The 24511-nt window shown below is 37.7% G+C and carries 23 protein-coding genes; 14 read left to right on the forward strand and 9 right to left on the reverse strand.

Annotation, left to right across the window (positions count from 1 at the left end; translation table 11 throughout):
- Window positions 1-10 precede the first annotated feature (10 nt).
- The 6 genes from tgt to secF all read left to right on the forward strand — a co-directional run bounded on the left by tgt (window position 11) and on the right by secF (window position 5266).
- On the forward strand, window positions 11-1159 hold the full coding sequence (gene tgt / locus HMPREF2813_RS00900; RefSeq protein WP_070646930.1) for a tRNA guanosine(34) transglycosylase Tgt: 1149 nt from the start codon (window positions 11-13) through the stop codon (window positions 1157-1159).
- A gap of 64 nt (window positions 1160-1223) precedes the next feature.
- Window positions 1224-1742 carry a hemerythrin domain-containing protein gene (locus tag HMPREF2813_RS00905; protein WP_005656166.1) on the forward strand — a complete coding sequence of 173 codons (519 nt, stop codon included), beginning with the start codon at window positions 1224-1226 and terminating at the stop codon, window positions 1740-1742.
- Window positions 1739-1960: a sulfurtransferase TusA family protein gene (locus HMPREF2813_RS00910; protein WP_005653410.1), complete on the forward strand. Its 222-nt coding sequence runs from the start codon at window positions 1739-1741 to the stop codon at window positions 1958-1960. The genes HMPREF2813_RS00905 and HMPREF2813_RS00910 overlap by 4 nt, the downstream gene beginning before the upstream one ends.
- A 107-nt stretch (window positions 1961-2067) precedes the next feature.
- A complete protein-coding gene (gene yajC, locus HMPREF2813_RS00915) occupies window positions 2068-2361 on the forward strand; it encodes a preprotein translocase subunit YajC (protein ID WP_005645638.1) in 294 nt (97 codons plus the stop codon).
- A gap of 69 nt (window positions 2362-2430) precedes the next feature.
- The gene (secD, locus tag HMPREF2813_RS00920) at window positions 2431-4281 is read left to right on the forward strand and encodes a protein translocase subunit SecD (protein WP_005653411.1); all 1851 of its coding nucleotides are present in this window, start codon (window positions 2431-2433) and stop codon (window positions 4279-4281) included.
- A gap of 10 nt (window positions 4282-4291) precedes the next feature.
- Window positions 4292-5266: a protein translocase subunit SecF gene (secF, locus tag HMPREF2813_RS00925; protein ID WP_005656163.1), complete on the forward strand. Its 975-nt coding sequence runs from the start codon at window positions 4292-4294 to the stop codon at window positions 5264-5266.
- A gap of 114 nt (window positions 5267-5380) precedes the next feature.
- On the opposite strand, the gene HMPREF2813_RS00930 is transcribed toward secF, so the two are convergent.
- Entirely contained in the window at window positions 5381-6430 is a 1050-nt protein-coding gene (locus HMPREF2813_RS00930) for an AI-2E family transporter (protein ID WP_005664109.1), read from the reverse strand.
- Between the two features lie 78 nt (window positions 6431-6508).
- On the opposite strand from HMPREF2813_RS00930, the gene arsC reads away from it, so the two are divergent.
- The 3 genes from arsC to HMPREF2813_RS00945 all read left to right on the forward strand — a co-directional run bounded on the left by arsC (window position 6509) and on the right by HMPREF2813_RS00945 (window position 7487).
- Window positions 6509-6859: an arsenate reductase (glutaredoxin) gene (gene arsC / locus HMPREF2813_RS00935; RefSeq protein WP_005664106.1), complete on the forward strand. Its 351-nt coding sequence runs from the start codon at window positions 6509-6511 to the stop codon at window positions 6857-6859.
- Between the two features lie 67 nt (window positions 6860-6926).
- Complete coding sequence (locus HMPREF2813_RS00940) at window positions 6927-7172, forward strand: alternative ribosome-rescue factor A (RefSeq protein ID WP_005653419.1); 246 nt, start codon at window positions 6927-6929, stop codon at window positions 7170-7172.
- Window positions 7173-7190: 18 nt separating this feature from the next.
- A complete protein-coding gene (locus tag HMPREF2813_RS00945; protein ID WP_014550515.1) occupies window positions 7191-7487 on the forward strand; it encodes a DUF5377 family protein in 297 nt (98 codons plus the stop codon).
- Between the two features lie 290 nt (window positions 7488-7777).
- Here the strand turns inward: HMPREF2813_RS00945 and mltF are convergent, their stop codons facing one another.
- The 4 genes from mltF to pnp all read right to left on the reverse strand — a co-directional run bounded on the left by mltF (window position 7778) and on the right by pnp (window position 14461).
- Window positions 7778-9226: a membrane-bound lytic murein transglycosylase MltF gene (gene mltF / locus HMPREF2813_RS00950; protein ID WP_041174604.1), complete on the reverse strand. Its 1449-nt coding sequence runs from the start codon at window positions 9224-9226 to the stop codon at window positions 7778-7780.
- 118 nt (window positions 9227-9344) lie between these two features.
- Window positions 9345-11186, reverse strand: a complete 1842-nt coding sequence (locus HMPREF2813_RS00955) for a DEAD/DEAH box helicase (protein ID WP_014550517.1) — start codon at window positions 11184-11186, stop codon at window positions 9345-9347.
- Between the two features lie 119 nt (window positions 11187-11305).
- Window positions 11306-12250 carry a lipoprotein NlpI gene (gene nlpI, locus HMPREF2813_RS00960; protein ID WP_048946954.1) on the reverse strand — a complete coding sequence of 315 codons (945 nt, stop codon included), beginning with the start codon at window positions 12248-12250 and terminating at the stop codon, window positions 11306-11308.
- 81 nt (window positions 12251-12331) lie between these two features.
- Window positions 12332-14461: a polyribonucleotide nucleotidyltransferase gene (gene pnp, locus HMPREF2813_RS00965; protein ID WP_014550518.1), complete on the reverse strand. Its 2130-nt coding sequence runs from the start codon at window positions 14459-14461 to the stop codon at window positions 12332-12334.
- Window positions 14462-14726: 265 nt separating this feature from the next.
- On the opposite strand from pnp, the gene HMPREF2813_RS00970 reads away from it, so the two are divergent.
- Together HMPREF2813_RS00970 and nanQ are read left to right on the forward strand one after the other, a co-directional pair.
- Window positions 14727-15335 (forward strand): glycosyltransferase, encoded by a 609-nt coding sequence (locus tag HMPREF2813_RS00970; RefSeq protein ID WP_228840879.1) that lies wholly within the window; start codon window positions 14727-14729, stop codon window positions 15333-15335.
- Between the two features lie 75 nt (window positions 15336-15410).
- Window positions 15411-15878, forward strand: coding sequence for an N-acetylneuraminate anomerase (nanQ, locus tag HMPREF2813_RS00975; RefSeq protein WP_014550520.1), 468 nt, complete (start codon window positions 15411-15413; stop codon window positions 15876-15878).
- A gap of 107 nt (window positions 15879-15985) precedes the next feature.
- Here nanQ and brnQ read toward each other — a convergent pair whose 3' ends face one another.
- Window positions 15986-17296, reverse strand: coding sequence for a branched-chain amino acid transport system II carrier protein (gene brnQ / locus HMPREF2813_RS00980; RefSeq protein ID WP_014550521.1), 1311 nt, complete (start codon window positions 17294-17296; stop codon window positions 15986-15988).
- Window positions 17297-17483: 187 nt separating this feature from the next.
- On the opposite strand from brnQ, the gene nhaA reads away from it, so the two are divergent.
- A complete protein-coding gene (gene nhaA, locus HMPREF2813_RS00985) occupies window positions 17484-18686 on the forward strand; it encodes a Na+/H+ antiporter NhaA (RefSeq protein WP_005692234.1) in 1203 nt (400 codons plus the stop codon).
- Window positions 18687-18724: 38 nt separating this feature from the next.
- Here nhaA and HMPREF2813_RS00990 read toward each other — a convergent pair whose 3' ends face one another.
- Window positions 18725-19186 (reverse strand): Lrp/AsnC family transcriptional regulator, encoded by a 462-nt coding sequence (locus HMPREF2813_RS00990; RefSeq protein ID WP_005632111.1) that lies wholly within the window; start codon window positions 19184-19186, stop codon window positions 18725-18727.
- A gap of 119 nt (window positions 19187-19305) precedes the next feature.
- On the opposite strand from HMPREF2813_RS00990, the gene rarD reads away from it, so the two are divergent.
- Window positions 19306-20196: an EamA family transporter RarD gene (gene rarD, locus HMPREF2813_RS00995; RefSeq protein WP_005686648.1), complete on the forward strand. Its 891-nt coding sequence runs from the start codon at window positions 19306-19308 to the stop codon at window positions 20194-20196.
- 61 nt (window positions 20197-20257) lie between these two features.
- On the opposite strand, the gene guaA is transcribed toward rarD, so the two are convergent.
- On the reverse strand, window positions 20258-21829 hold the full coding sequence (gene guaA / locus HMPREF2813_RS01000) for a glutamine-hydrolyzing GMP synthase (protein WP_014550523.1): 1572 nt from the start codon (window positions 21827-21829) through the stop codon (window positions 20258-20260).
- A 109-nt stretch (window positions 21830-21938) separates the two neighbouring features.
- Window positions 21939-23405, reverse strand: coding sequence for an IMP dehydrogenase (gene guaB / locus HMPREF2813_RS01005; protein ID WP_005686644.1), 1467 nt, complete (start codon window positions 23403-23405; stop codon window positions 21939-21941).
- A 129-nt stretch (window positions 23406-23534) separates the two neighbouring features.
- On the opposite strand from guaB, the gene birA reads away from it, so the two are divergent.
- On the forward strand, window positions 23535-24440 hold the full coding sequence (gene birA, locus HMPREF2813_RS01010) for a bifunctional biotin--[acetyl-CoA-carboxylase] ligase/biotin operon repressor BirA (RefSeq protein ID WP_005686642.1): 906 nt from the start codon (window positions 23535-23537) through the stop codon (window positions 24438-24440).
- The last annotated feature ends 71 nt before the right edge of the window (window positions 24441-24511 follow it).

Raw genomic sequence — 24511 nt, forward strand, 5'->3', positions numbered from 1 at the left:
TGGAGCAAAAATGAAGTATGAATTAGATAAAACAAGCGGCAATGCTCGTCGTGGTCGCTTGGTATTTGAACGTCCACAGGGCACGTTCAGTGTAGAAACCCCTGCATTTATGCCAGTGGGTACTTATGGCACGGTAAAAGGCATGACGCCAGAAGAAGTGCGTGCGACAGGTGCAGAAATTTTACTGGGTAACACGTTCCATTTATGGCTTCGACCAGGACAAGAAGTCATGCGTAAACACGGTGATTTGCACGACTTTATGCAATGGCATCGTCCGATTTTGACTGACAGTGGCGGTTTCCAAGTATTCAGTTTAGGTAAATTACGTAAAATTACCGAAGAAGGCGTAAAATTCCAAAACCCAATTAATGGTGAGCGGATCTTCCTTTCGCCTGAAAAATCCATGGAAATTCAATATGATTTGGGTTCTGATATCGTCATGATTTTTGATGAATGTACGCCTTACCCAGCGACTTTCGATTATGCGAAAAAATCTATGGAAATGTCACTTCGTTGGGCAAAACGCAGCCGCGATAGCTTTGATGAATTAGGCAATAAAAATGCGTTATTCGGTATTATCCAAGGCGGCGTATTTGAAGAATTACGCAAAGTATCATTAGAAGGCTTAGTCAATATTGGCTTTGACGGTTATGCGGTGGGCGGTTTAGCGGTAGGCGAACCAAAAGAAGATATGCACCGCATTTTAGAATACATCTGCCCACAAATCCCAGCTGACAAACCACGTTATTTAATGGGCGTGGGTAAACCAGAAGATTTAGTGGAAGGGGGGCGTCGTGGCATTGATATGTTTGACTGCGTAATGCCAACCCGTAACGCACGTAATGGCCATTTATTTGTGACAGACGGCATTGTCAAAATCCGTAATGCAAAATATCGTGATGATACCAGCCCGTTAGATCCTGAATGTGATTGCTACACCTGTAAAAACTACACCAAAGCGTATTTATATCATTTAGATAAATGCGGTGAAATTTTAGGTGCACGCTTAAATACCATTCACAATTTACGCTATTATCAACGTTTAATGGCGGAAATTCGTCAAGCGATTGAAGATGATCGTTTTGATGATTTTGTGGTGGAATTCTATGCTCGCATGGGCAAACCTGTTCCGCCATTACAATTAGCGGATAAATCATAATTGATGAAAGTGCGGTAGAAAAATAAAACGTTTTTTGACCGCACTTTTTAACAAAGGAAATCTTATGCAAATTCTTGAACCTCAACAATTCGCCACATGGAATGAACCTATTGAAATGCTTTATGCCTGCCATAGCAAGGTAAAACGTTTTTGTCGTCAGTTAAGCATTTTGCCTGATTATCTAGAAAAACACGGCTATACTCAGGCTGTGTTAAATGATGTTGAGCAAATTTTAACTTATTTCAATCGTGCCGCACCGTTACATCACGATGATGAAGAATCAGATTTTTTCCCTCAATTAGTCAAAGTGGCTCCGCAAGCACAAACTTCCATTGATGAATTAGAAAAACAGCACGAATATTTGCATGAAAATTGGAATGCATTATCTGTGCAGTTAGAAGAGCTTATTTCTGAACAACGTCAAAATATTGATGAATATTTAATTGAACGCTTTATTCAAGGTTATGATCGTCATATTGCGTTAGAAGAGCCGTTATTTGAAATGGGGCGTGAATGCTTAAGTGCGGATATTTTGACTGAAATGGGCAAGCGCATGAGTGCTCGTCGTCAAGTTAAAGAATGAAATATCAGCTCAATTTAACCGCACTTCGATGCCCCATTCCTCTTTTAAGTGCCAAAAAAGCCTTAAAAAATTTGAATAAAAATGATGAGCTAATGTTGATCTTAAACCTTGAAAGTGCGGTGGAAAATTTTTCTATTTTTGCCGAAGAAAATTCTGTTGCTTTAGTCGAGCAATATTACGCTTCGGAAAAAGAATTTATCGTTATCTTGAAAAAATAAAATTAATCGCCATAACGTAGGATATTGGGCTTAGTTCGCCTTTCCCAATGAAGCAATTTATGGTATTTTACGCAAAATTTTTAACTTAAATTAATAAGGAAAACACAATGGAAGCACAAAGCCCAATGTCCACGCTATTTATTTTCGTGATCTTTGGTTTAATTTTCTACTTTATGATTTATCGCCCGCAAGCTAAACGCAATAAAGAACACAAAAAATTGATGTCTGAGCTTGCAAAAGGTACTGAAGTTTTAACTGCTGGTGGTTTAATCGGCAAAATTACTAAAGTAACCGAAGGTAGCGATAGCATCGTGATTGCGTTAAACGACACGACAGAAATTACGATTAATCGTAACTACATTGTGAGCGTTCTTCCTAAAGGTTCATTAAAATCACTTTAAGAGTAACGTTAAATTATTTTCCAGAGCCACGCATTGTGGCTCTGTGCGTTAGAAAAGAAAAGGAAAACTATGTTAAACCGTTATCCATTATGGAAGAATTTGATGGTTATTTTTATTGTGGCCATCGGGATTTTATATTCTCTTCCAAATATTTATGGTGAAGATCCTGCGGTGCAAATTTCCGGTACGCGCGGTCAAGAAGCAAATACTAGCGTGCTTGGACAAGTTCAAGATGTGCTTAAAACCAATAATCTTCCAACCAAATCTATCGTGCTTGAGAATGGCTCAATTCTAGCTCGTTTTACTAATACCGATGATCAACTTCTTGCTAAAGATAAAATTGCTGAACGTCTTGGCAATAATTACACCACCGCATTAAATCTTGCTCCAGCCACTCCAGCTTGGTTAAGTATGTTTGGTGCGAATCCTATGAAATGGGGATTAGACTTACGCGGTGGGGTTCGTTTTTTGATGGAAGTCGATATGAATGCCGCACTTGTAAAACGCCAAGAGCAATTACAAGACAGTTTGCGTGGCGAACTTCGCAAAGAAAAAATTCAATATACGGCAATTAAAAATACTGAGCATTTTGGTACGTTGATAACCTTAGCTAATGTGAGCCAGCGTGCTAAAGCTGAGCGAATTATTCGACAATTACATCCAACATTAGACATTACTGAGCCTGATGCTGATAGTATTAATTTAGGGCTATCTACTGCAGCATTAAATGAAGCACGCGACTTAGCCATTGAGCAAAACTTAACGATTTTACGTAAACGTGTTGCTGAATTAGGTGTTGCAGAAGCGGTAATTCAACGTCAAGGTGCTGAACGTATTGTGATTGAATTACCAGGTGTTCAAGACACTGCACGCGCAAAAGAAATTTTAGGGGCAACGGCAACACTTGAGTTTCGTATCGTAAATCAAAATGTTACAGCTGATGCTATTTCTCGTAATATGTTACCAGCTGATTCGGAAGTTAAATATGATCGCCAAGGGCATCCTGTTGCGCTATTTAAACGTGCCGTATTAGGTGGGGAGCATATTATTAATTCAAGCTCTGGTTTAGATCAGCATTCAAGCACGCCGCAAGTGAGTGTAACCTTGGATAGCGAAGGTGGCGAGATTATGTCTCAGACCACTAAAAAATATTACAAAAAACCAATGGCAACGCTTTATGTTGAATATAAAGATAATGGCAAAAAAGATGAAAATGGCAAAACCATTTTAGAAAAGCATGAAGAAGTTATTAATGTTGCAACAATTCAAGGTCGTTTTGGTTCTAATTTCCAAATTACTGGTGTTGATAGTATTGCCGAAGCACATAATCTTTCTACCTTGTTGAAATCTGGCGCATTAATTGCACCAATTCAAATTGTTGAAGAACGCACAATTGGCCCATCATTAGGTGCACAAAACGTAGAGCAAGGGATTAATGCGAGTCTTTGGGGATTAGTTGCTGTTATTGCCTTTATGTTGTTTTACTACAAAATGTTTGGTGTGATTGCAAGTTTTGCACTTGTTATTAATATCGTATTACTTGTGGGATTAATGTCTATTTTACCCGGCGCGACACTTTCAATGCCGGGTATTGCGGGTATCGTTTTAACTTTAGGTATGTCAGTAGATGCGAATGTATTGATTTTTGAACGTATTAAAGAAGAAATTCGTAATGGTCGTTCAATTCAGCAAGCCATTAATGAAGGTTATAACGGTGCATTTACTTCTATTTTTGATGCTAACTTAACCACAATCTTAACCGCAATTATTCTATACGCGGTAGGAACAGGCCCAATTCAAGGTTTTGCGATTACGCTTTCACTTGGTGTTGCGATTTCTATGTTTACCGCGATTACTGGAACTCGCGCATTAGTTAATGCCCTTTACGGCGGCAAACAACTTAAAAAATTATTAATTTAGGCGGGAAATGATGAAACTTTTTACAAAAGATAAAGACGGACATTTTATCCGTGAAATCAATGGGATAAAGCTCCCGTTCCCATTGACTGAATTTATGAAAGTGCGTAAATGGGGTTATATATTATCCGCACTTTTAATGGTAATTTCTCTATTTTTTATTATTACCAAAGGATTTAACTGGGGCTTAGATTTTACTGGTGGAGTGGTATTTGATACTCACTTCTCGCAGTCCGCTAACCTTGAACAAATTCGTAGTAAACTTCACGAAAATGGAATTGAAAGTCCAGTTGTTCAAACCACAGGATCGGTTCAGGATGTGATGATTCGTTTACCTGCAAGTAATAATGATTCTACCATTGGTGAACACGTCAAAAGTATGCTACAGAATGTAGATAAAGACATTCAAATTCGCAGTATTGAGTTCGTTGGCCCAAATGTTGGTGAAGAATTAGCACAAGGTGCGGTATATGCGACTTTAGCGACATTAGCAATGGTGCTTATTTATGTGGGGTCACGTTTTGAATGGCGTTTAGGCTTTGGCAGTATCGCTTCTCTTGCGCACGACGTCATTATTACGCTAGGGGTATTCTCTGCATTACAAATTGAAATTGATCTTACTTTTGTCGCAGCGATTTTATCTGTGGTGGGTTACTCCATCAACGATAGTATTGTGGTATTTGACCGAGTTCGTGAAAATTTCCGAAAAATTAGACGATTGGATACGATTGATATTATTGATATTTCTTTAACGCAAACTTTATCAAGAACTATCATTACTTCGGTTACTACATTAGTTGTCGTGATGGCATTGTTCTTCTTTGGTGGTCCTTCCATTCATAACTTTTCACTTGCTTTACTCGTAGGTATTGGATTTGGTACTTATTCCTCGATTTTTGTTGCCATCGCCATTGCATACGATGTTGGTTTACGTCGTGAACATATGATCCCGCCTAAAGTAGATAAAGAAATTGATGAATTACCTTAGTTAATTTACTTTTAGAATAAATTAAAAAAAATAGTTAATCGAAAATTTACGATTAACTATTTTTTATTTATATAAATCTCTAATTAAATAAAGTACTTAAAATTCAAAGATTATTTAATCTTGAGGTAAGGCATTTATTACGGCCTTTACTAAAGTGGCTAAAGGAATGGCAAAGAATACACCCCAAAATCCCCATAAACCGCCAAAAATTAATACTGAAATGATAATAATTAGTGGATGTAAATTGACGGCTTCAGAAAATAAATAAGGCACAAGGAGATTTCCATCTAAAAGTTGGCTTACAGCAAAAGCAATAATGATGTACCAAAATGTTGGGCTGATTCCAAACTGGAATAAAGCAACCAATGCAACAGGAATCGTGACAATAACTGCGCCAATATAAGGGACGAGAACTGAAAGACCCACCGCAAAAGCCAATAAGAGCGGATAATTTAGCCCGAAAATTAAGAAAATAATATAAGTGATTAAAGTGACAATCAGTATTTCTAATAATTTTCCGTGAATGTAATTAGAAATTTGCTGTTGCATTTCTTTCCATACTTTGAAAGCTAAGTTTCTATTTTTCGGTAAGAAACGGCTAACGCCTTGTAAAAGTTCTGATTTATCCTTCAACATAAAAAACATCATTAATGGCACTAAAAAGGCATAAATCCCTAAAGAAACCAAGTTCATAATAGAGGCTAAAGAAAGTTTTACAGCAGATTCGCCAAAACCAAGGATTTTTTCTCGCACAGAATTGAAAATAGAATCAACCATTGAATAATCAATAAGTTCAGGATAATTTTTGGGTAAATTGAGTAGCCATTCATTAGATTTATTAAACATAGCGGGCAAATCACTTAATAAGGAAATAGTTTGATTCCACAACATTGGCACCAATACCAAAAAGAAAACTGCTGCTAGACCAATAAAACTACCGAAAATAAGAATTGTCGCTAACATTCTTGGGCATTTTAAATATTGATTTAAAAAATTGATTGGTATTTCAAGTAAATAGGATAGTACTAGAGCAATCAACAAAGGCGCAATTAAATCTCCAAAAAAATAAATGGAGATAAAGCCAAATAATAATATAGCTAATAGTCCCATTGCTTGTGGATCACTTAAACGGCGTGAGTACCAGCTTTTTAACATTTCTAGCATAATTTCTTTTCCTATAAGTATTTTTTTGCCATTATAAGTTAAAATTTACAGTGTTTATAGCTACTAAGAGGAAATCCTATGTCTGTTATTATTTATCACAACCCACATTGCTCAAAAAGCCGTGAAACGCTAGCATTATTAGAAAATAAAGGTATTCAGCCGATTATTGAACTGTATTTGCAAAAGCAGTATTCCGTTAATGAATTACAAAGCATTGCCAAAAAATTAGGAATTGATGATGTTCGCCAAATGATGCGCACGAAAGATGAACTATATAAAAGCTTAAATTTAGATAATTTAGATCTTTCTCAAGCAGAATTATTTAAAGCGATAAGTGAACATTCAGCACTTATTGAACGCCCAATTGTTATTAATGGCGATAAAGCTAAAATCGGGCGTCCGCCAGAAACTGTACTTGAGATTTTGTAATTTAAACGTTTGCATGTATAATGCACCAGCCGTGGAAATCCTTCCGCGGCTTTTTTAAGGAAAATTTATGAGAAAGAAACAAAAAAGTGCGGTTGAAAATGAAACCGTTTATTTGCACACTCGAGGCGTGATAAAAGATAATGCAGTGATGGCATTGCTAGGCGATAAATTATTTCGTCAGCGTGTTGAGAAAAAACGTAAAGGGAAAGGCAGTTACCAACGTAAGGCGAAACACCCAGGGAAAATGTTTGAAAAGCCCGATTATAAATTTTTTGATTACAGAAACTTTATAATCGGGTTTTTCTTAGGTTAAAATAATAAGGAGTAAAATATGTCAAAACAGCCTCAAATTCTACTTAATAATACGTGGAATGTGCGTATTAGTGATCCCGGAGAGGAGGGGGCAAAAAGCCATTTCTTTGAAACGATTTATTTAACTCTAACAGCTTATTTTGAAGAAAATAACATACGCTATGAATTTGTGCGTAAAGTGGAGGATCAAATAAAAATGCAGCGTTCTTTTACAGAGTTAAATGAATTGTTCAAATTTTTAGGGGATTATTTTGATCCCGTCTCGATTGGTCTAGTCGGTGTGAAAATTGGAAACTTAGGGATAAAATCAGAATAAAATATTGATTAATCTATAAAATTTCACACTATATTTTACGATTATTGTAAAACAAAGATCGCACTTTAATGATATAAATTACATAAAAAAGTGCGGTTATTTTTTCTTTATTTTGATAAGAAAAATAGATTACTTAGCAACAAATTTCTTGTACGACAAATTGTAATGAATGTCTCGAAAATTGTTGTTGTTTGCGGTGTTTTAAACGTCTTAAACGTAGATTACGTGATAAAGAACTTTGTTGTAAATTAGCTTTCTTTTTAAGAAAAGTTTTGCGTTTTAACATTTTATTAATCCTCATTTTCTTTTATTTCTTCTAAATTTTTAACCGCACTTTCGTTGTTGGCATTATCATTCGTTGTTTGATTTTCTTGGACTCGATGATAATTCACTATGCTATTCATATAGCGGCGAATATTTTCTACATATTGATGGGCTTCATAGCCTCGCGCATAGCCGTATTTCAGTTGGGAATAATAGCGTTTTTCTGCTAATAAAGGCAGATTTTTTTTCACATCGAGCCAATTATCTGGATTTCCTCCAAGATTTTGAGTTAAACGGCGTGAATCAATTAAGTGACCGAGTCCTATGTTATAGGCAACTAAGGCAAACCAAATTCTTTCTTCCTTTTCAATGCTTTCAGGAAGCTGACTAATCAACCAGTGTAAATATTCTGAACCAGCTTTAATACTTTGTTCAGGATCTGTTCTATCACTGATTTTCATATGTTGTGCGGTATTTTTGGTGAGCATCATTATGCCACGTACTCCAGTTGGCGATGTTGCGTCAGGATTCCAATGAGATTCTTGATAAGCCACTGCTGCGAGTAGTCGCCAATCTAATTCACCTTTGTATTTTCCAAAGAGCGGTGAGAATTGTGGCAGGGTATTTTCAATTGCGTTCATATAAGAGCGCATATCCACGTAATCAAATTGTGAAATATGTCCTAAATATTTTTCTTTTAAATTATCTAAAAGTCCCGTTTCTTCGGCATTATTCATAAAATTGAGTAAAGCCGTTTGTAGATCGCGGTAGGGGCTATTGGGTAAATACCAGTGAACGTTTGCTTCATCAGTAATATCAAAGGCAATGGCTAATTCTGGTTTGATTTGTTGAATTGCAGCAATATCAATAGAATTTGCAATAACGTAAGGAATTTTGCCTTCAGCCAGTTGTAGTAATAGTTCTTCTTGAGTAAGTGCTTGATTTCTTTTCCAAATTAATTGTGGATATTGTTTTTGTAATTCTTTTAGCGTTTCTTCTAATGCTAAATTATTTGAGATATAAATATCTTTCTTTACGTTACCTAAATTTTTAGGACGATTTTCATTTTTTCGATAAGCTAATTGCCATGAAGCAGAATGATATGCAGGACCTATTTGGAAACGTTCCGCATTTTGAGGATGGTATAAAAGGTGGGCGGCAGCTAAATCAATATTGTGTTTATCAAGTTCATCAAATAACTGCTCTTGATTATCGAAAATTTTCATTTCGAGTTCTACGCCTAAAGTATCGGCAAATGCTTTGGCTAATTCATATTCAAAGCCTCGTTCGCTATCTTTATTAATAAAATAAGAAATCTGGTTATTTATTGTTCCTACATAAAGTGATCCCCTAGCTTGAATTGCAGTATAATGATTTTCTTCAGTATGACGTAAAAATTGCCATGGGAACACCATATCAATAGCCCAAAATAATAACGCTAGAGCAGTAATAATACGTAAAAAAAGACCTTTCAATGATTTTTCCTATATAAAAAAGTTATGGGATTGTAGCCAAAACTTTCACTATAGACAATAAAAAGCCCCCTTGAGGTTCAAGGGGCTAAGTGTATCTAAAATATCAGACGATTTATTTTTAGAATGATGATCTACGATCACGGCGTGGTTTATCGCTAAAAGTGCGGTTACTTTTTTCATTAAATTTACGATTTCCACGATTATCATTGCCGCGTTCACGTCCGCGCTCTCCACGGAAATCGCCACCACGACCTTTACGTTTACCGTTAAAATCATCGCTGCCACGGGAATTATCGGATTTTACTGCACCTAAGAAAGACATTTGCATTTGTTTATTCAATACTCGTGTTTTTCCGAATTGTTGCAATAATTCTTTCGGCATACCTTGTGGCAATTCAACGGTAGTGTAATCATCATAAAGTTTAATATGACCAATATAACGGCTGTTAATATCGCCTTCGTTAGCAATCGCACCAACGATATGGCGAACTTCTACACCATCTGCACGACCGACTTCGATACGATATAAATCCATTGGTTGTGGATTTCCATAGCCTTTACATTCGCCACGACGTTCAGCTGAACGTGGATTTTCACGGCGATCACCGCGATCATTACGTTCACGACGACGTTTTTCCATTGGTGGATCAGGTGGAAGAATGAGTTTTTGTTTGCCTTGAAGCAGCATCAACATTGCTGCAGCAATATTTTCTTGATCCTGATCGGCTGTGAATAAGTCTTCTAATAAACTACGATATTGCTCTAAATCGTGATGCTCGAGTTGTTTCGTAATTTTGGCGACAAATTTTTTGCGGCGGCATTCTTGTAACACAAGATGATTTGGCAATTCTACTTCATTGATACCTTTTTTCATTAGGTGTTCAATATTACGAAGTAAACGACGCTCGCGAGGTTCAACAAATAATAAAGCACGACCAGAACGACCAGCACGACCAGTACGGCCAATTCGGTGTACATAAGATTCTGCATCAAGCGGAATGTCGTAGTTCACCACAAGGCTGATACGTTCAATATCAATACCGCGTGCGGCCACATCGGTTGCCACAACAATATCTAAACTGCCGTTACGTAAGCGATCGAGGGTTTGTTCGCGTAATTGTTGTGTCATATCACCATTAAGTGCGGCAGAACGGAAACCATTTTTTTCAAGTAGTTCTGTAATATCTAAAGTACCTGTTTTAGTGCGAGCAAAAATAATCGCAGCATCAAAATCTTCCACTTCTAAGAAACGAAGAAGCGCTTCATTTTTACGCACGCCGTGCACATACCAACAACTTTGCTCAATATCTGGGGCATTTTCGTTATTAACCTTGATCTTCACTTCTTGTGGATCATTCATAAAACGTTTCGTAATACGACGGATCGGTTCAGGCATTGTTGCAGAGAATAACGCAGTTTGATGATTTTCTGGTAATTCAGCCATGACGGTTTCTACATCATCAATGAAACCCATGCGTAGCATTTCATCGGCTTCATCTAATACGATAAAACGAAGTTCAGAAAGATTTAATGTTCCGCGACGAATATGATCAAGAATACGACCTGGTGTACCCACAATCACTTGTGCGCCTTGTTTTAATGCACGAAGTTGGATGTCATAACGTTGGCCACCATATAAGGTAACAATGCGAGTGCCCTGTGCATATTTAACAAATTGTTCGCACGCATCGGCAACTTGAATAGCAAGTTCGCGAGTGGGTGCCATCACTAACATTTGTGGATGTTTTTCACTTGGATCAATTTGCGCGAGTAAAGGCAGTGCAAAGGCAGCGGTTTTACCACTACCTGTTTGTGCCATACCTAGCACATCATTGCCATTGAGCAAATGCGGGATACAAGATTGTTGAATTGGAGAAGGTGTTTCAAAACCTAAGTCAGAAACAGCTTTTAAGATGAACTCAGGTAAGCCTAAGTCATTAAAAGTAATTTTGTCAGTCATTAAAATACTCGAATATAAATAAGGAAAGCTCAAAGAGGCCTTCGGTTTATTAAGTTGAGCAGAGCGAATGAATTTTTCTATTCGTTCTACTGTAAAGAGCGGTGAGTTTTGATTGATTTTTAGAAAACAATCGCTTTTGTTACCGCACTTTTCTCTTCTTTTTCGTCTTCTGTTTGAACCGGTTTTAATTTCATGAGTTCAAACGCAGCAAAACGATACTCAACAAAGTTATAAACCTGATTTGCCATAGCTAGTTTAAATAAAGCTGCTGCTTCATCTACTAGCCCTACATTGAGTTTTTGTTTTGCTAGATAAAAATAGGTTTCTATGAGAATTTCAGCATATTGTTGTGAATTTTCGGCAAATTCACTTGCACGTTGTTGTAATTCTTCTACAGAGATGTGTCCTAAGTAATATTGAACGATGTGTGTACCCCAGAAGTCCTCTGATAGCCCTTTTGCTCGTTCAACAAGGTTTGTTTGGGCTTCTTGTGGTTTTAATTTTTGTTCGTTCAAATATAGCCATAAGACACGATAGGGATCTTTTTTATCGGCTTGGTAGAACTGTAAGAAATCTTGCTGAGCAAGATGGTAGCGCCCTACATAATAAAAATTTAAACCACGATTAAGGTGGGTATAGTCATAACCTGAATCTAATTCAAACACCGTATTGAAAGCATCCAATGCGCCGTCGTAATCTTCTTCAAGCAATAAATAAAGCCCTAAGTAATTGTACACAGATGCCATTTTCGGCTGTAATGCAAGGGCTTGAGTAAGATCATAACGAGCAAGTCCCCATAATCCAAGAGAATCATAGAGTACGCCACGTTCAAAATGTAGCGATGCACGTTCTTCATTACTCATTTTTCCAACCAGTAGTACTTGGCTTAATCGCACGATCATCACTTCTTGTTCAAAGTGAGTATTCGGGTTTTGTTCAGCCAACACGACATGATTTTTAGACACAAAACCGCCCCTAGACTGAACACAGCCAGCAAGAAGTAAGATCGCACATAAGCTAAATAAATAGACTATAAAATGGCGAGATAAGCGAAAACACCGCATTTGCTTTCTTTATGCCTAAAAGTTGGAAAACAACAAAACTTGGCAGCGAATGCTACCAAGTTTTGATTCTATATTCCAAGATTATTCCTGTTCTTCGACAGGATCTTCTTGGTTAATTTCAGTTTCTTGTTTTGGAGCCAAGTCTTTCATTGTTAAACGAATACGACCTTGACGATCGATTTCAACAACTTTTACGTTTACTTCTTGACCCACTTGAAGGTAATCGCTAACTTTTTCTACGCGCTCTTCAGCAATTTGAGAAATATGAACCAAACCTTCTTTATTTCCAACGATTGCGACGAATGCACCAAAATCAGCAAGACGAGTGACTTTACCTTTGTAAATTGCGCCAGCTTCAACTTCTGCAATGATTTCCTCAATACGTCCCATTACGTTTTTCGCTGCATTGCTGTCTACTGCGGCAATTTTCACTGTACCATCGTCATCAATATCAATAGAAGTGCCAGTTTCTTCAGTTAGTGAACGGATTGTTGCACCACCTTTACCAATCACATCTTTGATTTTCTTAGGATCGATTTTCATTGTATAGATGCGCGGTGCATAGTCAGAAATATCAGCGCGTGGAGCAGGGATTGCTTGTTCCATGACACCAAGAATGTGCATACGTGCACTTTTCGCTTGGTTTAATGCAATTTGCATAATTTCAGGGGTGATACCTTCAATTTTGATGTCCATTTGAAGTGCTGTTACACCTTCGCGTGTACCAGCCACTTTAAAGTCCATATCACCTAAGTGGTCTTCATCACCTAAGATATCTGAAAGCACCACGAATTTCTCTTCTTCTTTCACTAAACCCATTGCGATACCAGCAACAGCAGCTTTGATAGGAACACCTGCATCCATTAATGCTAAAGACGCACCACATACAGATGCCATAGAAGAAGAACCGTTAGATTCAGTGATTTCAGAGACAACACGCACAACATACGGGAATTCTGCAAGGCTTGGCATAACAGCCGCTACACCACGTTTTGCTAAACGACCGTGACCGATCTCACGACGTTTTGGCGAGCCGATCATACCTGTTTCACCTACAGAATATGGAGGGAAATTATAATGGAATAAGAAGTGATCTTGACGTTCACCCGTTAATTCATCAATGATTTGTGCATCACGTTCGGTACCTAAGGTTGCAACAGCTAATGCTTGCGTTTCGCCACGAGTAAAAATCGCAGAACCATGAGTACGTGGTAATACGCCAGTGCAAATATCTAATGCACGAACAGTATCAACGGTACGACCATCAATACGTGGTTCGCCTGCAATGATACGACCACGAACGATTTGGCTTTCAAGTGCGGTAAAAATATCCACGATTTTACCTTCGCTGATCTCTTCATCTTCAGCTGTGATTTGCGCAATCACATCCGCTTTAATCGCATCGATTTGTTCGTAACGAGCTTGTTTTTCAGTAATGCGGTATGCATCGCCTAAACGTGCTTCAGCAATCGCTTTTACTTTGTTGATTAAATCTGTGTTTGGTTGTGGAGCAACCCAATCCCAACGTGGTTTGCCCGCTTCTTTTGCAAATTCTTTGATTGCTTCAATCACAACTTGTTGTTGTTGATGACCGAATACGACTGCTGCTAACATTTGTTCTTCAGTTAAAACGTCTGCTTCAGATTCAACCATTAATACGGCTTTGTCAGTACCTGCAACCACTAAGTCCAAACGGCTTTGTTTTTGTTCAGCCATAGTTGGGTTTAATACGAATTGGTTGTCGATAAAACCAACACGCGCTGCACCGATAGGACCATTGAAAGGCACGCCAGATAAGGTTAATGCTGCAGAAGCACCGATCATTGCCACTAAGTCAGGGCTGATTTGTGGGTTTACTGAAACCACAGTTGCCACAACTTGGATTTCGTTGAAGAAACCTTCTGGGAATAATGGACGAATTGGGCGGTCGATTAAACGTGCAATTAAAGTTTCGCCTTCAGATGGACGACCTTCACGCTTGAAGAAACCACCAGGGATTTTACCCGCCGCATAAGTACGCTCTTGATAGTTTACGGTTAATGGGAAGAAATCTTGACCTTCTTTCACATCTTTTTTAGCAACAACAGTCACGAATACCGTGGTATCGTCCATGCTTGCCATAACCGCAGCCGTTGCTTGACGTGCAATCGCGCCAGTTTCTAGAGTAACGGTATGCTGACCGTATTTAAATTGTTTAACAATTGGATTCACAATGTTTTCCTTAAAATTTATATTAAAAACAATGCCTTATTTCCCAGATTGCGACTAGCAAAAGAAATTTTTCGAAAAAATGACCGCACTTTGGGCGTTTAAAAATTTCTTTTGATAGCCGCACGCTAATGTAGAAAATAAAGCCCGTGCATTATACAGGATGTTTGGCTTTAATGGCTAACTTTATTTTGCTAAACGCTATTCAACATTACAATTAGTTCATATAGATAAATCAGAATTAGATTCTTTTAGTGCAAATAATTATATTACTTCTGCCACTTATTTAAGATTTTATATTGATCGCTTACTTCATTATAGTGATATTCCTTATTGGATTTATCTTGATTGTGATATCGTGATTAATGGCAATATTACGCTTCCTTTTGAATATTTAGATTTCTCTCGTCATACAATAGCAGCAGTTTTAGATCCTTATGTAACTCGCATTGGCCATCCTTATAAAGATAAGGATTATTTCAATGCTGGTGTTTTATATTTTAATATGGATAAGTATCAATTAGGAATTTCATCATTTTCTAAAGAATTAATTACATTACATATCCAATTAAAAGAAAGTTTAATTTACGGCGATCAAGATATTCTAAATTACTATTTTGAGGATCAGTGGATTCCATTAGACAAGCGTTATAATTTCCAATTAGATCATATGATTTCAATTAATACTCTTGATATTTCTCCTGTTATTTTTCATTTTACAGGTCCTCATAAGCCTCTTGATAATATTTTTTCTGAAAATGTTTGTGTTAATGCCGTAATTTCATTGTTTAGACTTTATGCGTCAATAAGTTGGCAAGATGTTTGCTCTCTTCCACTCGGCACTATAAGAGCTAATTGGATTAATCAAGAGAGATGATGTAATCGGTGGCTTTATTTCATTTAACCGACTTGGTATCATAGTGTAACTTTTATCCACTATAAGGAAAATTCTATGATTATTAGCAGTTTAACCAGCCCGAATTTTAAAGTTGGTTTACCAAAAGTGATTGCTGAAGTATGTGATTATTTGAATACGTTAGATTTGAATGCGTTAGAAAATGGTCGCCATGATATTAACGATCAAATTTATATGAACGTAATGGAACCAGAAACTGCAGAATCAAGCAGTAAAAAAGCAGAATTACATCATGAATACTTAGATGTACAAGTGCTTATTCGTGGCACGGAAAATATCGAAGTGGGCGCAACCTATCCGAATTTATCTAAGTATGAAGATTACAACGAAGCGGATGATTATCAACTTTGTGCAGATATTGATGATAAATTCACCGTCACAATGAAACCAAAAATGTTCGCTGTATTCTATCCTTATGAACCGCACAAGCCTTGCTGTGTAGTGAATGGAAAAACAGAAAAAATTAAAAAATTGGTCGTAAAAGTACCTGTTAAATTAATTTGATTTTTGAAAAAGTGTGGTTAGAAATTTATCAGCCCTGTGCCTTATATCTCCGCCCTGAAGGACGGAGTTTTACGGCGCAGGGCTGATAAATAAAACACTTTGTGATATTAAGAATGGGTTTTACGCAATGCTTTTCCAATAAAAATGCTTGCAACTAACATTACTAAAGTCGGAACCAACCAAGCCATTCCTTCAGATGAAAGAGGGAAGTGTTTCAATAATGAATTGATGCTTTCTGGTAACATTTTAACGTTATTTAAGCTGTCACATAAACTAAAACAAACCGTAACGAGCAATGTACTATTGTATGTAAATTTTATTGATGGAAGTTTTTTTCGTAAGAATTGCAATAAAACAAGAACAATAGCTACTGGGTAAATTAATAACAAGGCTGGGATCGTTATGCGAAGTAGATCCGTTAAACCATATTGTGAAACAGTGATTGTCATTGCGGTAAAAAGTGCGGCCCAGAATGGATAAGAAAAACGCACAGAGAATTTTGAAAAATAATCAGCAGATGCGCTAGTTACACCAACAAGTGTTGTTAAGCTCGCTAACACAATAATACCTGCCATAATCCAAGTCCCAGCTGAACCGAATAAGACATTTACATAACGAGAGAAAATTTGTCCACCATTCGTTGCCCCTTCTGCAACTGCAGCACTAGTCGCGCCTAGATAGAAAAGCGAAAAATATAAACCCGCAAGTAAGATGACTGAAACAAATCCTGCTGAAATGGTGTATTTCACAATATCTTTGGTTTTTGTCACATTTTTCGCTGATAATGCTCGGGCGACAATTCCACCGAAAGCGATGGCTGCAAGTACATCCATGGTTTGATAACCACTGGTTAAGCCGATTAATAAAGAATGGCTATTTTCATAAGCATTACTTGGTGCTTGAATTTCAGATAAAGGCGAAATAAATACGGTAATTGCCACAGCAATAAGTAACACTAATAAAGCTGGTGTCATAAATTTACCCACGCTTGAAATGATCGTATTTGGGCTAATCATAAAGCCCATCGCAATTAAGTTAAAAATGAGTGAGAATACAAAACGAACACTCGCATTATCTTCCACTAGGTCTAAAGGCAACCACGCCATTTCATAAGCAACATTCGTGATACGAGGCATTGCAAAGGTAGAGCCAATGGTTAAATAAAGTATAACGAGGAAACCTGTGCCAGCCCATTTTGGTAAATCTTTAGTAAGTTCTTCGCCACGACCTAAAATCGCTACCACGACAAGCGTAATAAATGGCATTAAAACGCCAGTTAAAACAAAGCCTAAGGAAGCACTCGTCCAATGTTGTCCTGCGGAAAGTCCTTCCATAGGCGGAAAAATGATATTACCTGCACCTAAAAATAAGGCGAAGATCATCATTCCTAAAACGATAATATCTTTACGTGAAAACATAATTTTTGACTCTAAAAATAAAAAGGCCTGCATTCTACTACAAAGTAGATAAAATCCCTATTGCGTAAAATTAAAAATGTGAATTTTGTCACAATATATGGCATTTTATCGACAATTCGCTAAAAATCCCGACAAAATCTACCGCACTTTTTCCTTTAACTTCGAAAATATGCTAGGATGCCCCTTTGTGAATTTTTTGCTATGTATTTTTAAAGGGGTTTATGTGATAAAACTGATCCAACGTTTTTTTAAATTAGAATCTGCTGGCGGTATATTATTGCTTTTTTCAGCTGTTGTTGCGATGTTGCTGGCTAATTCGCCGTTAAGCAACCAATATAATGATTTTTTAAATTTGCCTGTAAGTTTACAAATTGGTAGTTTCTCAATTAATAAAACCTTAATTCACTGGATTAACGATGGTTTTATGGCGGTGTTTTTTGTATTAGTGGGAATGGAAGTCAAAAAAGAATTATTTGAAGGCGCGCTTTCTACCTATCAACAAGCTATTTTCCCTGCTATTGCAGCTATTGGCGGAATGGTTATACCGGCTGTAGTTTATTGGTTTATCGCTAAACAAGATCCAAGTTTAGCTAATGGCTGGGCAATTCCAATGGCAACAGACATTGCTTTTGCACTGGGAATTATGGCGTTATTGAGTAAACAAGTGCCACTTCCACTGAAAATATTTTTACTTGCCCTTGCTATTATTGATGACCTCGGTGCGATAGTTGTTATTGCATTATTTTTCTCGCACGGATTGAGTGTACAAGCACTAATTTTTTCTGCCGTGGCAATTATTGCGCTGATATTACTAAATCGTTTCAAAGTTTCCGCACTTTGCGCTTATATGGTCGTAGGTGCAATTTTATGGGCTTCCGTATTAAAGTCTGGTGTGCACGCTACTTTAGCAGGCGTTATTATTGGTTTTAGCATTCCATTGAAAGGTAAGAAAGGAGAACGCCCATTAGATGATTTCGAGCATATTTTAGCCTCTTGGTCATCTTTCGTTATTTTACCACTTTTCGCATTTGCCAATGCTGGTGTGAGTTTTGCAGGCATAGATGTGAATATGATTTCGTCGCCATTATTATTGGCTATAGCAAGCGGTTTAATTATTGGTAAACCAGTCGGTATATTTGGATTTAGTTATATTTCTGTTAAATTGGGATTAGCTAAATTACCAGATGGAATTAATTTTAAACAAATTTTTGCTGTTGCGGTTTTATGTGGAATCGGTTTTACGATGTCAATGTTCTTAGCAAGCCTTGCGTTTGATGCTAATGCGGGGGAAAGTGTTAATACGCTTTCTCGTTTAGGTATTCTATTTGGATCAACTGTTTCGGCAATACTTGGTTATTTATTCTTAAAACAGACGACAAAACTAAGTTAATCATACACAAAGTGCGGTAAAAATTTACCGCACTTGTTCTATAAGATAATTCCACTATCTGCTTTGGTAAAATTCATTACAAATAAACTTTTATAAGTTCTTACATGAAATTCACCCGTCAATACTCGGCGTGTGAATGCGTGATAGCTTTCCATATCTTTTGCATGGAGTAGCAGCATAAAATCATAGTCCCCTGAGATTTCGTAACAGCTCACCACTTCGTCTTCTTGACGCATTTTCCGTTCAAATTGCTCTTGATAATAAGAATGTTGATTATCCATTTCGACCATGACAAATACGCTAATCGTACGCCCAACGGCTTTTGGGGAAACAACTGCAACTCGTTTTGTAATAACGCCTGAATCAGTTAATGCTTGCACACGTCGTTGACAGGTTGCAACGGAACTATTCACTTTCTCTGACAGTTCTTTTAACGGAATCATGGCATCTTGTTGTAATACATTCAAAATATTACGATCTAATTTATCCAGTGTTTGCATAAGATAATTTCTCAAAAATGTAACCATTAAGAAAAATATTATCACAATCAAAAATAAAGTTGAGATTTTTTATTGCCTTGGGATTTTATAATAATCACATTGATGAGATGAGGTTCAAGATGAAAGTAGTCATTCAAGGCGTATTATTGTGCATTTTTTCACAATGTTTATTTGGCATATTGTATTTATTTAGTATATGGCTCCAACCACTTAGCGGAACAGATGTTTTTGCGTGGCGTATGCTGACCATGATCTTTGGGTTACTTTTAATTTTATTCCCGACTATTGGTTGCCGCTCTCTTTTGTCTCTTATTACGACAACTTTAGGAAAAAGTTGGACGCGTTGGGTTTTATTTTTACTGGGGACACTAGATGCGGGAAGTCAATTCTGGCTCTTTATGTGGGCGCCGCTAAATGGCGAAGGGATAAATATTGCAATGGGATATTTTCTTTTTCCGCTGATTATGGCTGTTTTAGGATGGGCTTGGTTAAAAGAACGCTTATCATTTATTCAGAAAATTGCGCTTTTACTGGCTGCCTGCGGTGTTGCACATGAATTATGGCACACTCAAAGTTTTTCATGGACAAGCTTGTGGGTTTGTACGGTTTATCCATTTTATTATCTAAGCCGTAAATGGATGAAAATCCCAGCTCTACAAGGAATTACATTGGATATTATTTTAATTTCGATTCCTTGTTTTATTTATATTCTTTCTCAAAGCGATACGCTTTCTTTGGTTACGCAAGAATATCGTTATTGGTTATTGCTACCAGCACTTGGTATTGTGAGTGCGATTTCGCTTTCAGCCAACTTAAAATCAAGCCAACAAATTCCAGTTAGTATTTTTGCGGTGTTGAGTTATATTGAACCCATATTGCTTTTTTTAATAGCTGTCTTTGTGCTAGATAATCAAATAACCACAAGCGACTATTTTACTTATGTGCCTATTTGGTTAAGTCTCATTGTGATTGGCATAGAAGGGCTTTTAAACAAAAATAAAGTGCGGTGAAAATTAACCGCACTTATTAAAGTTACTGAAATAATTAGAAATTATCTGAAATAGAGATTTTCTATTCCCACTCGATTGTCGCTGGTGGTTTCCCGCTAATGTCGTACACGACGCGGGAAATGCCATTCACTTCGTTAATGATACGGTTAGACACTTTGCCTAATAAATCATAAGGCAAATGTGCCCAATGTGCGGTCATAAAATCGATGGTTTCTACCGCGCGTAGGGAAATAACCCAATCGTATTTACGGCCATCGCCCATTACGCCTACAGATCTCACTGGTAAGAATACGCTGAAGGCTTGGCTGGTTTTTTCATACCAACCGCTGTTGCGTAATTCTTCAATAAAGATCGCATCCGCACGGCGTAATAAATCGCAGTATTCTTTTTTCACTTCGCCTAATACACGCACACCTAAGCCTGGGCCAGGGAATGGGTGGCGGTTGATCATTTCAGCTGGTAAGCCTAATGCCAAACCGATTTTACGCACTTCATCTTTAAATAACTCACGTAACGGTTCAACTAAGCCAAGTTTCATATAGTCTGGTAAGCCACCTACATTGTGGTGTGATTTAATTACGTGGGCTTTGCCTGTCTTGCTTGCTGCAGATTCAATGACATCAGGGTAAATCGTACCTTGGGCTAACCATTTCACATTAGTGAGTTTTTTCGATTCATCATCGAACACATCAACGAATACTTTACCGATAATTTTGCGTTTCGCTTCAGGATCAGATACGCCAGCAAGTTCGCCTAAGAAACGGCTTTCAGCATCAACACGGGTAATGTTCAAGCCGAATTTATCGCCAAACATTTCCATGACTTGATCGCCTTCGTGTAAGCGGAGTAAACCGTTATCCACAAATACGCAGTGTAAGTTTTTGCCGATAGCACGGTGTAAAAGTAATGCAACCACAGAAGAGTCCACACCACCAGATAAGCCTAAAATCACTTCATCATCGCCCACTTGTTCTTTGATGCGAGCAACGGCATCTTCGATAATGTTTTCAGCTGTCCATTTAGTTTCGCAACCACAGATGTTTACTACGAAGTTGGTTAATAATTCCAAGCCTTTTTTAGTATGCGTTACTTCAGGGTGGAATTGTACGCCGTAGAAACGACGGCTTTCGTCTGACATTGCTGCGATAGGGCAGGTTGGAGTAGTCCCTGTTACTTGGAAATTTTGAGGTAAACGAGTGACTTTATCTCCATGGCTCATCCAAACGTCTAATTTTGGCTCAGAAGCGGTTAAATTATCGTTAAGATTTGCAAAAAGTGCGGTTGAATTTTCAAGAGAAACTGAAGCATAGCCGAACTCTCTGTGATCAGATGTTTCGGTTAAGCCGCCAAGTTGCATCGCCATAGTTTGCATTCCATAGCAAACGCCGAGCACTGGAACGCCTGCGTTAAACACATATTCAGGCGCACGCGGGCTGTTTTCTTCAGTTGTGCTTTCAGGACTGCCAGAAAGAATGATACCCGTTGGAGCAAATTCACGGATTTGTTCTTCAGTCACATCCCACGCCCAAAGTTCGCAGTACACACCGATTTCACGCACACGACGCGCAATCAGTTGAGTATATTGTGAGCCAAAGTCGAGGATTAGGATTTTGTGATTGTGGATATTTGTCATTTATAATGCTCTTATTATTGATAGTGTAAGCGGTTTATATTATTTAAAACTTTGCAAAAACCAACCGCACTTTAAACAGCAAAAGGCAGGCTAAAGCCCACCTTAAAGATTAGCCCATACGATAGTTCGGTGCTTCTTTAGTAATAGCAACATCGTGAACGTGGCTTTCTTTAATGCCTGCACCGCTAATGCGAACAAATTCCGCTTTGGTGCGTAATTCATCAATAGTTGCACAGCCCGTTAAGCCCATACAAGAACGTAAGCCACCCATTTGTTGGTGGATAATTTCTTTTAAGTAACCTTTGTATGGAATACGGCCTTCGATACCTTCTGGTACGAGTTTGTCTGCCGCGTTATCCGATTGGAAGTAACGATCTGATGAGCCTTTCGCCATAGCACCTAATGAGCCCATACCACGGTAAGATTTAAATGCGCGGCCTTGGTAAAGTTCGATTTCACCTGGTGCTTCTTCTGTACCCGCGAACATAGAACCAACCATTACACAGCTTGCGCCTGCAGCGATAGCTTTTGCAATATCGCCAGAGAAGCGGATACCACCGTCAGCAATAACTGGAATACCACGATCTTTTAATGCTGCTGCTGCATCTGCGATAGCCGTGATTTGTGGAACACCTACGCCAGTTACAATACGAGTTGTACAAATTGAACCAGGACCAATTCCTACTTTTACAGCACTTGCGCCTGCGTCTGCTAATGCAATTGCGCCTTCAGCCGTTGCTACGTTACCTGCAACGATAGGCAAATTTGGATATTTTGCACGAGTTTCACGAACGCGTTGTAATACGCCTTCTGAGTGACCGTGAGAAGAATCAATTAATAGTACATCTACGCCTGCTTTCACTAATGCATCAATACGTTCTTCGTTGCCAGCACCTGCACCTACAGCCGCACCGACACGTAAACGACCGAATTCATCTTTACATGCATTTGGTTTTTGTTCTGCTTTTTGGAAGTCTTTAACGGTAATCATACCTTTAAGTTTGAAACTATCATTAACCACTAATACTTTTTCAACACGGTGTTGATGCATTAATTCCAAAATTTCTTCGCGACTCGCCCCTTCTTTTACGGTCACCAAGTCTTCTTTTTTTGTCATTACTTGTGAAACAGTTTTGCTTAAATCTTTTACGAAACGTGTATCACGGCCAGTAATGATACCGATTAAGTTATTTTCCTCATCTACAACAGGGTAGCCCGCAAATCCGTTTTTCTTCACCATTTCAGCAAGTTCGGCAAGCGTTAAATTTGGTAAAACAGTTACTGGTTCAGAAACGATACCACTTTCGAATTTTTTTACTTTACGAACACGATCTGCTTGGCGTTCGATCGTCATATTTTTATGAATAAAGCCAATACCGCCTTCTTGTGCTAAAGAGATCGCAAGTTTGGTTTCAGTTACGGTATCCATTGCTGCTGAAAGCATTGGAATATTTAGGCGAATTTCTTTGGTAAGTTGAGTTGAAAGGTTGGCAGTATTTGGAAGCACAGTTGAGTGAGCTGGGACGAGTAGAACATCGTCAAAAGTAAGGGCTTCTTGTTTAATGCGTAATGACATTGCAATATTCTCGCTAAGTTGAAGTTAAAAAATATTGCGGCGGGATTATACAGATTTTACTTGATTTTGAAAACGAAATTTTTGGATTTATGCTATGATTTTCATACTATTTGCCATAAGGAATGAATGATGAATTTTACGTTATTGACATATTTATCGGATTGTCAGACAAAAGTGCGGTCTGAATTGGAAAAGTTTTCTAAAAATCTAGAGGAAGATATTCAACAATTACGTGAAATTGGTTTGGATATTCTCGTTGATGGACAACATTATCGCTTAGTGCCAATGCTTCCTTTATTAAATCCTCAGCAAATATCAACCGCACTTTTTCCTTATGGCATCCATTATCAGCCGATAATTTCCTCTACAAATGAATGGATACTACAAAATATTCTTTCATTAAAAAAAGGCGATCTTTGTGTGGCTGAATATCAAACTGCAGGGCGCGGTCGGCGTGGTCGCCAATGGTTATCGCCTTTTGCTGGGCAAATCATGTTTAGTTTTTATTGGGCATTTGATCCTAAAAAATCAATTGAGGGGTTAAGTTTAGTCATCGGTTTGGCGATTGCGGAAGTGCTAAATGTACAAGTGAAATGGCCAAATGATATTTTGTTTGATGAAAGAAAGTTAGGTGGCATTTTAGTTGAAATTGCTAATCATAAAAATGGCATGCTCAATTTAGTGATTGGCATAGGTATTAATGTGTCGTTGTCAAAACAAACAGAAATTAGTCAGCCTTATGCGGAAGTGTGTGAAATTGATCCTGATGTAGAGCGACAAACTTTATTACCCAAACTTATACAACATTTATATACACGTTTAAATATCTTTGAGCAAAATGGTATTGATGAGGAATTTCAACAAGCATGGCAATCATATAATGCGTTTTCAAATAGTGAAGTAAAGGTGCTTACTGAGCAAGGTGTTATTTCAGGTATTGAACAAGGCATAGATGAACGTGGTTATTTAAAAGTATTATGTGGCAATAAAATTCAGATGTTTAATGGTGGAGAAGTTTCATTACGTAAGAAATAATAGCAATAAAAGTTTGACTATTCTAACCGCACTTTTTAATAAAATGTTTATATTTCCATCAAAAGATCATT

Origin of the sequence: Haemophilus sp. HMSC066A11, from assembly GCF_001811665.1 — a bacterium.
GTDB classification, from domain to species: domain Bacteria; phylum Pseudomonadota; class Gammaproteobacteria; order Enterobacterales; family Pasteurellaceae; genus Haemophilus; species Haemophilus influenzae.

What these genes read in the sequence shown, in the direction of transcription:
- tgt (WP_070646930.1), top strand. Translation starts at nt 11, where the DNA reads ATGAAGTATGAATTAGATAAAACAAGCGGCAATGCTCGTCGTGGTCGC.
- HMPREF2813_RS00905 (WP_005656166.1), top strand. Translation starts at nt 1,224, where the DNA reads ATGCAAATTCTTGAACCTCAACAATTCGCCACATGGAATGAACCTATT.
- HMPREF2813_RS00910 (WP_005653410.1), top strand. Translation starts at nt 1,739, where the DNA reads ATGAAATATCAGCTCAATTTAACCGCACTTCGATGCCCCATTCCTCTT.
- yajC (WP_005645638.1), top strand. Translation starts at nt 2,068, where the DNA reads ATGGAAGCACAAAGCCCAATGTCCACGCTATTTATTTTCGTGATCTTT.
- secD (WP_005653411.1), top strand. Translation starts at nt 2,431, where the DNA reads ATGTTAAACCGTTATCCATTATGGAAGAATTTGATGGTTATTTTTATT.
- secF (WP_005656163.1), top strand. Translation starts at nt 4,292, where the DNA reads ATGAAACTTTTTACAAAAGATAAAGACGGACATTTTATCCGTGAAATC.
- HMPREF2813_RS00930 (WP_005664109.1), bottom strand. Translation starts at nt 6,430, where the DNA reads ATGCTAGAAATGTTAAAAAGCTGGTACTCACGCCGTTTAAGTGATCCA.
- arsC (WP_005664106.1), top strand. Translation starts at nt 6,509, where the DNA reads ATGTCTGTTATTATTTATCACAACCCACATTGCTCAAAAAGCCGTGAA.
- HMPREF2813_RS00940 (WP_005653419.1), top strand. Translation starts at nt 6,927, where the DNA reads ATGAGAAAGAAACAAAAAAGTGCGGTTGAAAATGAAACCGTTTATTTG.
- HMPREF2813_RS00945 (WP_014550515.1), top strand. Translation starts at nt 7,191, where the DNA reads ATGTCAAAACAGCCTCAAATTCTACTTAATAATACGTGGAATGTGCGT.
- HMPREF2813_RS00955 (WP_014550517.1), bottom strand. Translation starts at nt 11,186, where the DNA reads ATGACTGACAAAATTACTTTTAATGACTTAGGCTTACCTGAGTTCATC.
- nlpI (WP_048946954.1), bottom strand. Translation starts at nt 12,250, where the DNA reads ATGCGGTGTTTTCGCTTATCTCGCCATTTTATAGTCTATTTATTTAGC.
- nanQ (WP_014550520.1), top strand. Translation starts at nt 15,411, where the DNA reads ATGATTATTAGCAGTTTAACCAGCCCGAATTTTAAAGTTGGTTTACCA.
- brnQ (WP_014550521.1), bottom strand. Translation starts at nt 17,296, where the DNA reads ATGTTTTCACGTAAAGATATTATCGTTTTAGGAATGATGATCTTCGCC.
- HMPREF2813_RS00990 (WP_005632111.1), bottom strand. Translation starts at nt 19,186, where the DNA reads ATGCAAACACTGGATAAATTAGATCGTAATATTTTGAATGTATTACAA.
- rarD (WP_005686648.1), top strand. Translation starts at nt 19,306, where the DNA reads ATGAAAGTAGTCATTCAAGGCGTATTATTGTGCATTTTTTCACAATGT.
- guaA (WP_014550523.1), bottom strand. Translation starts at nt 21,829, where the DNA reads ATGACAAATATCCACAATCACAAAATCCTAATCCTCGACTTTGGCTCA.
- guaB (WP_005686644.1), bottom strand. Translation starts at nt 23,405, where the DNA reads ATGTCATTACGCATTAAACAAGAAGCCCTTACTTTTGACGATGTTCTA.
- birA (WP_005686642.1), top strand. Translation starts at nt 23,535, where the DNA reads ATGAATTTTACGTTATTGACATATTTATCGGATTGTCAGACAAAAGTG.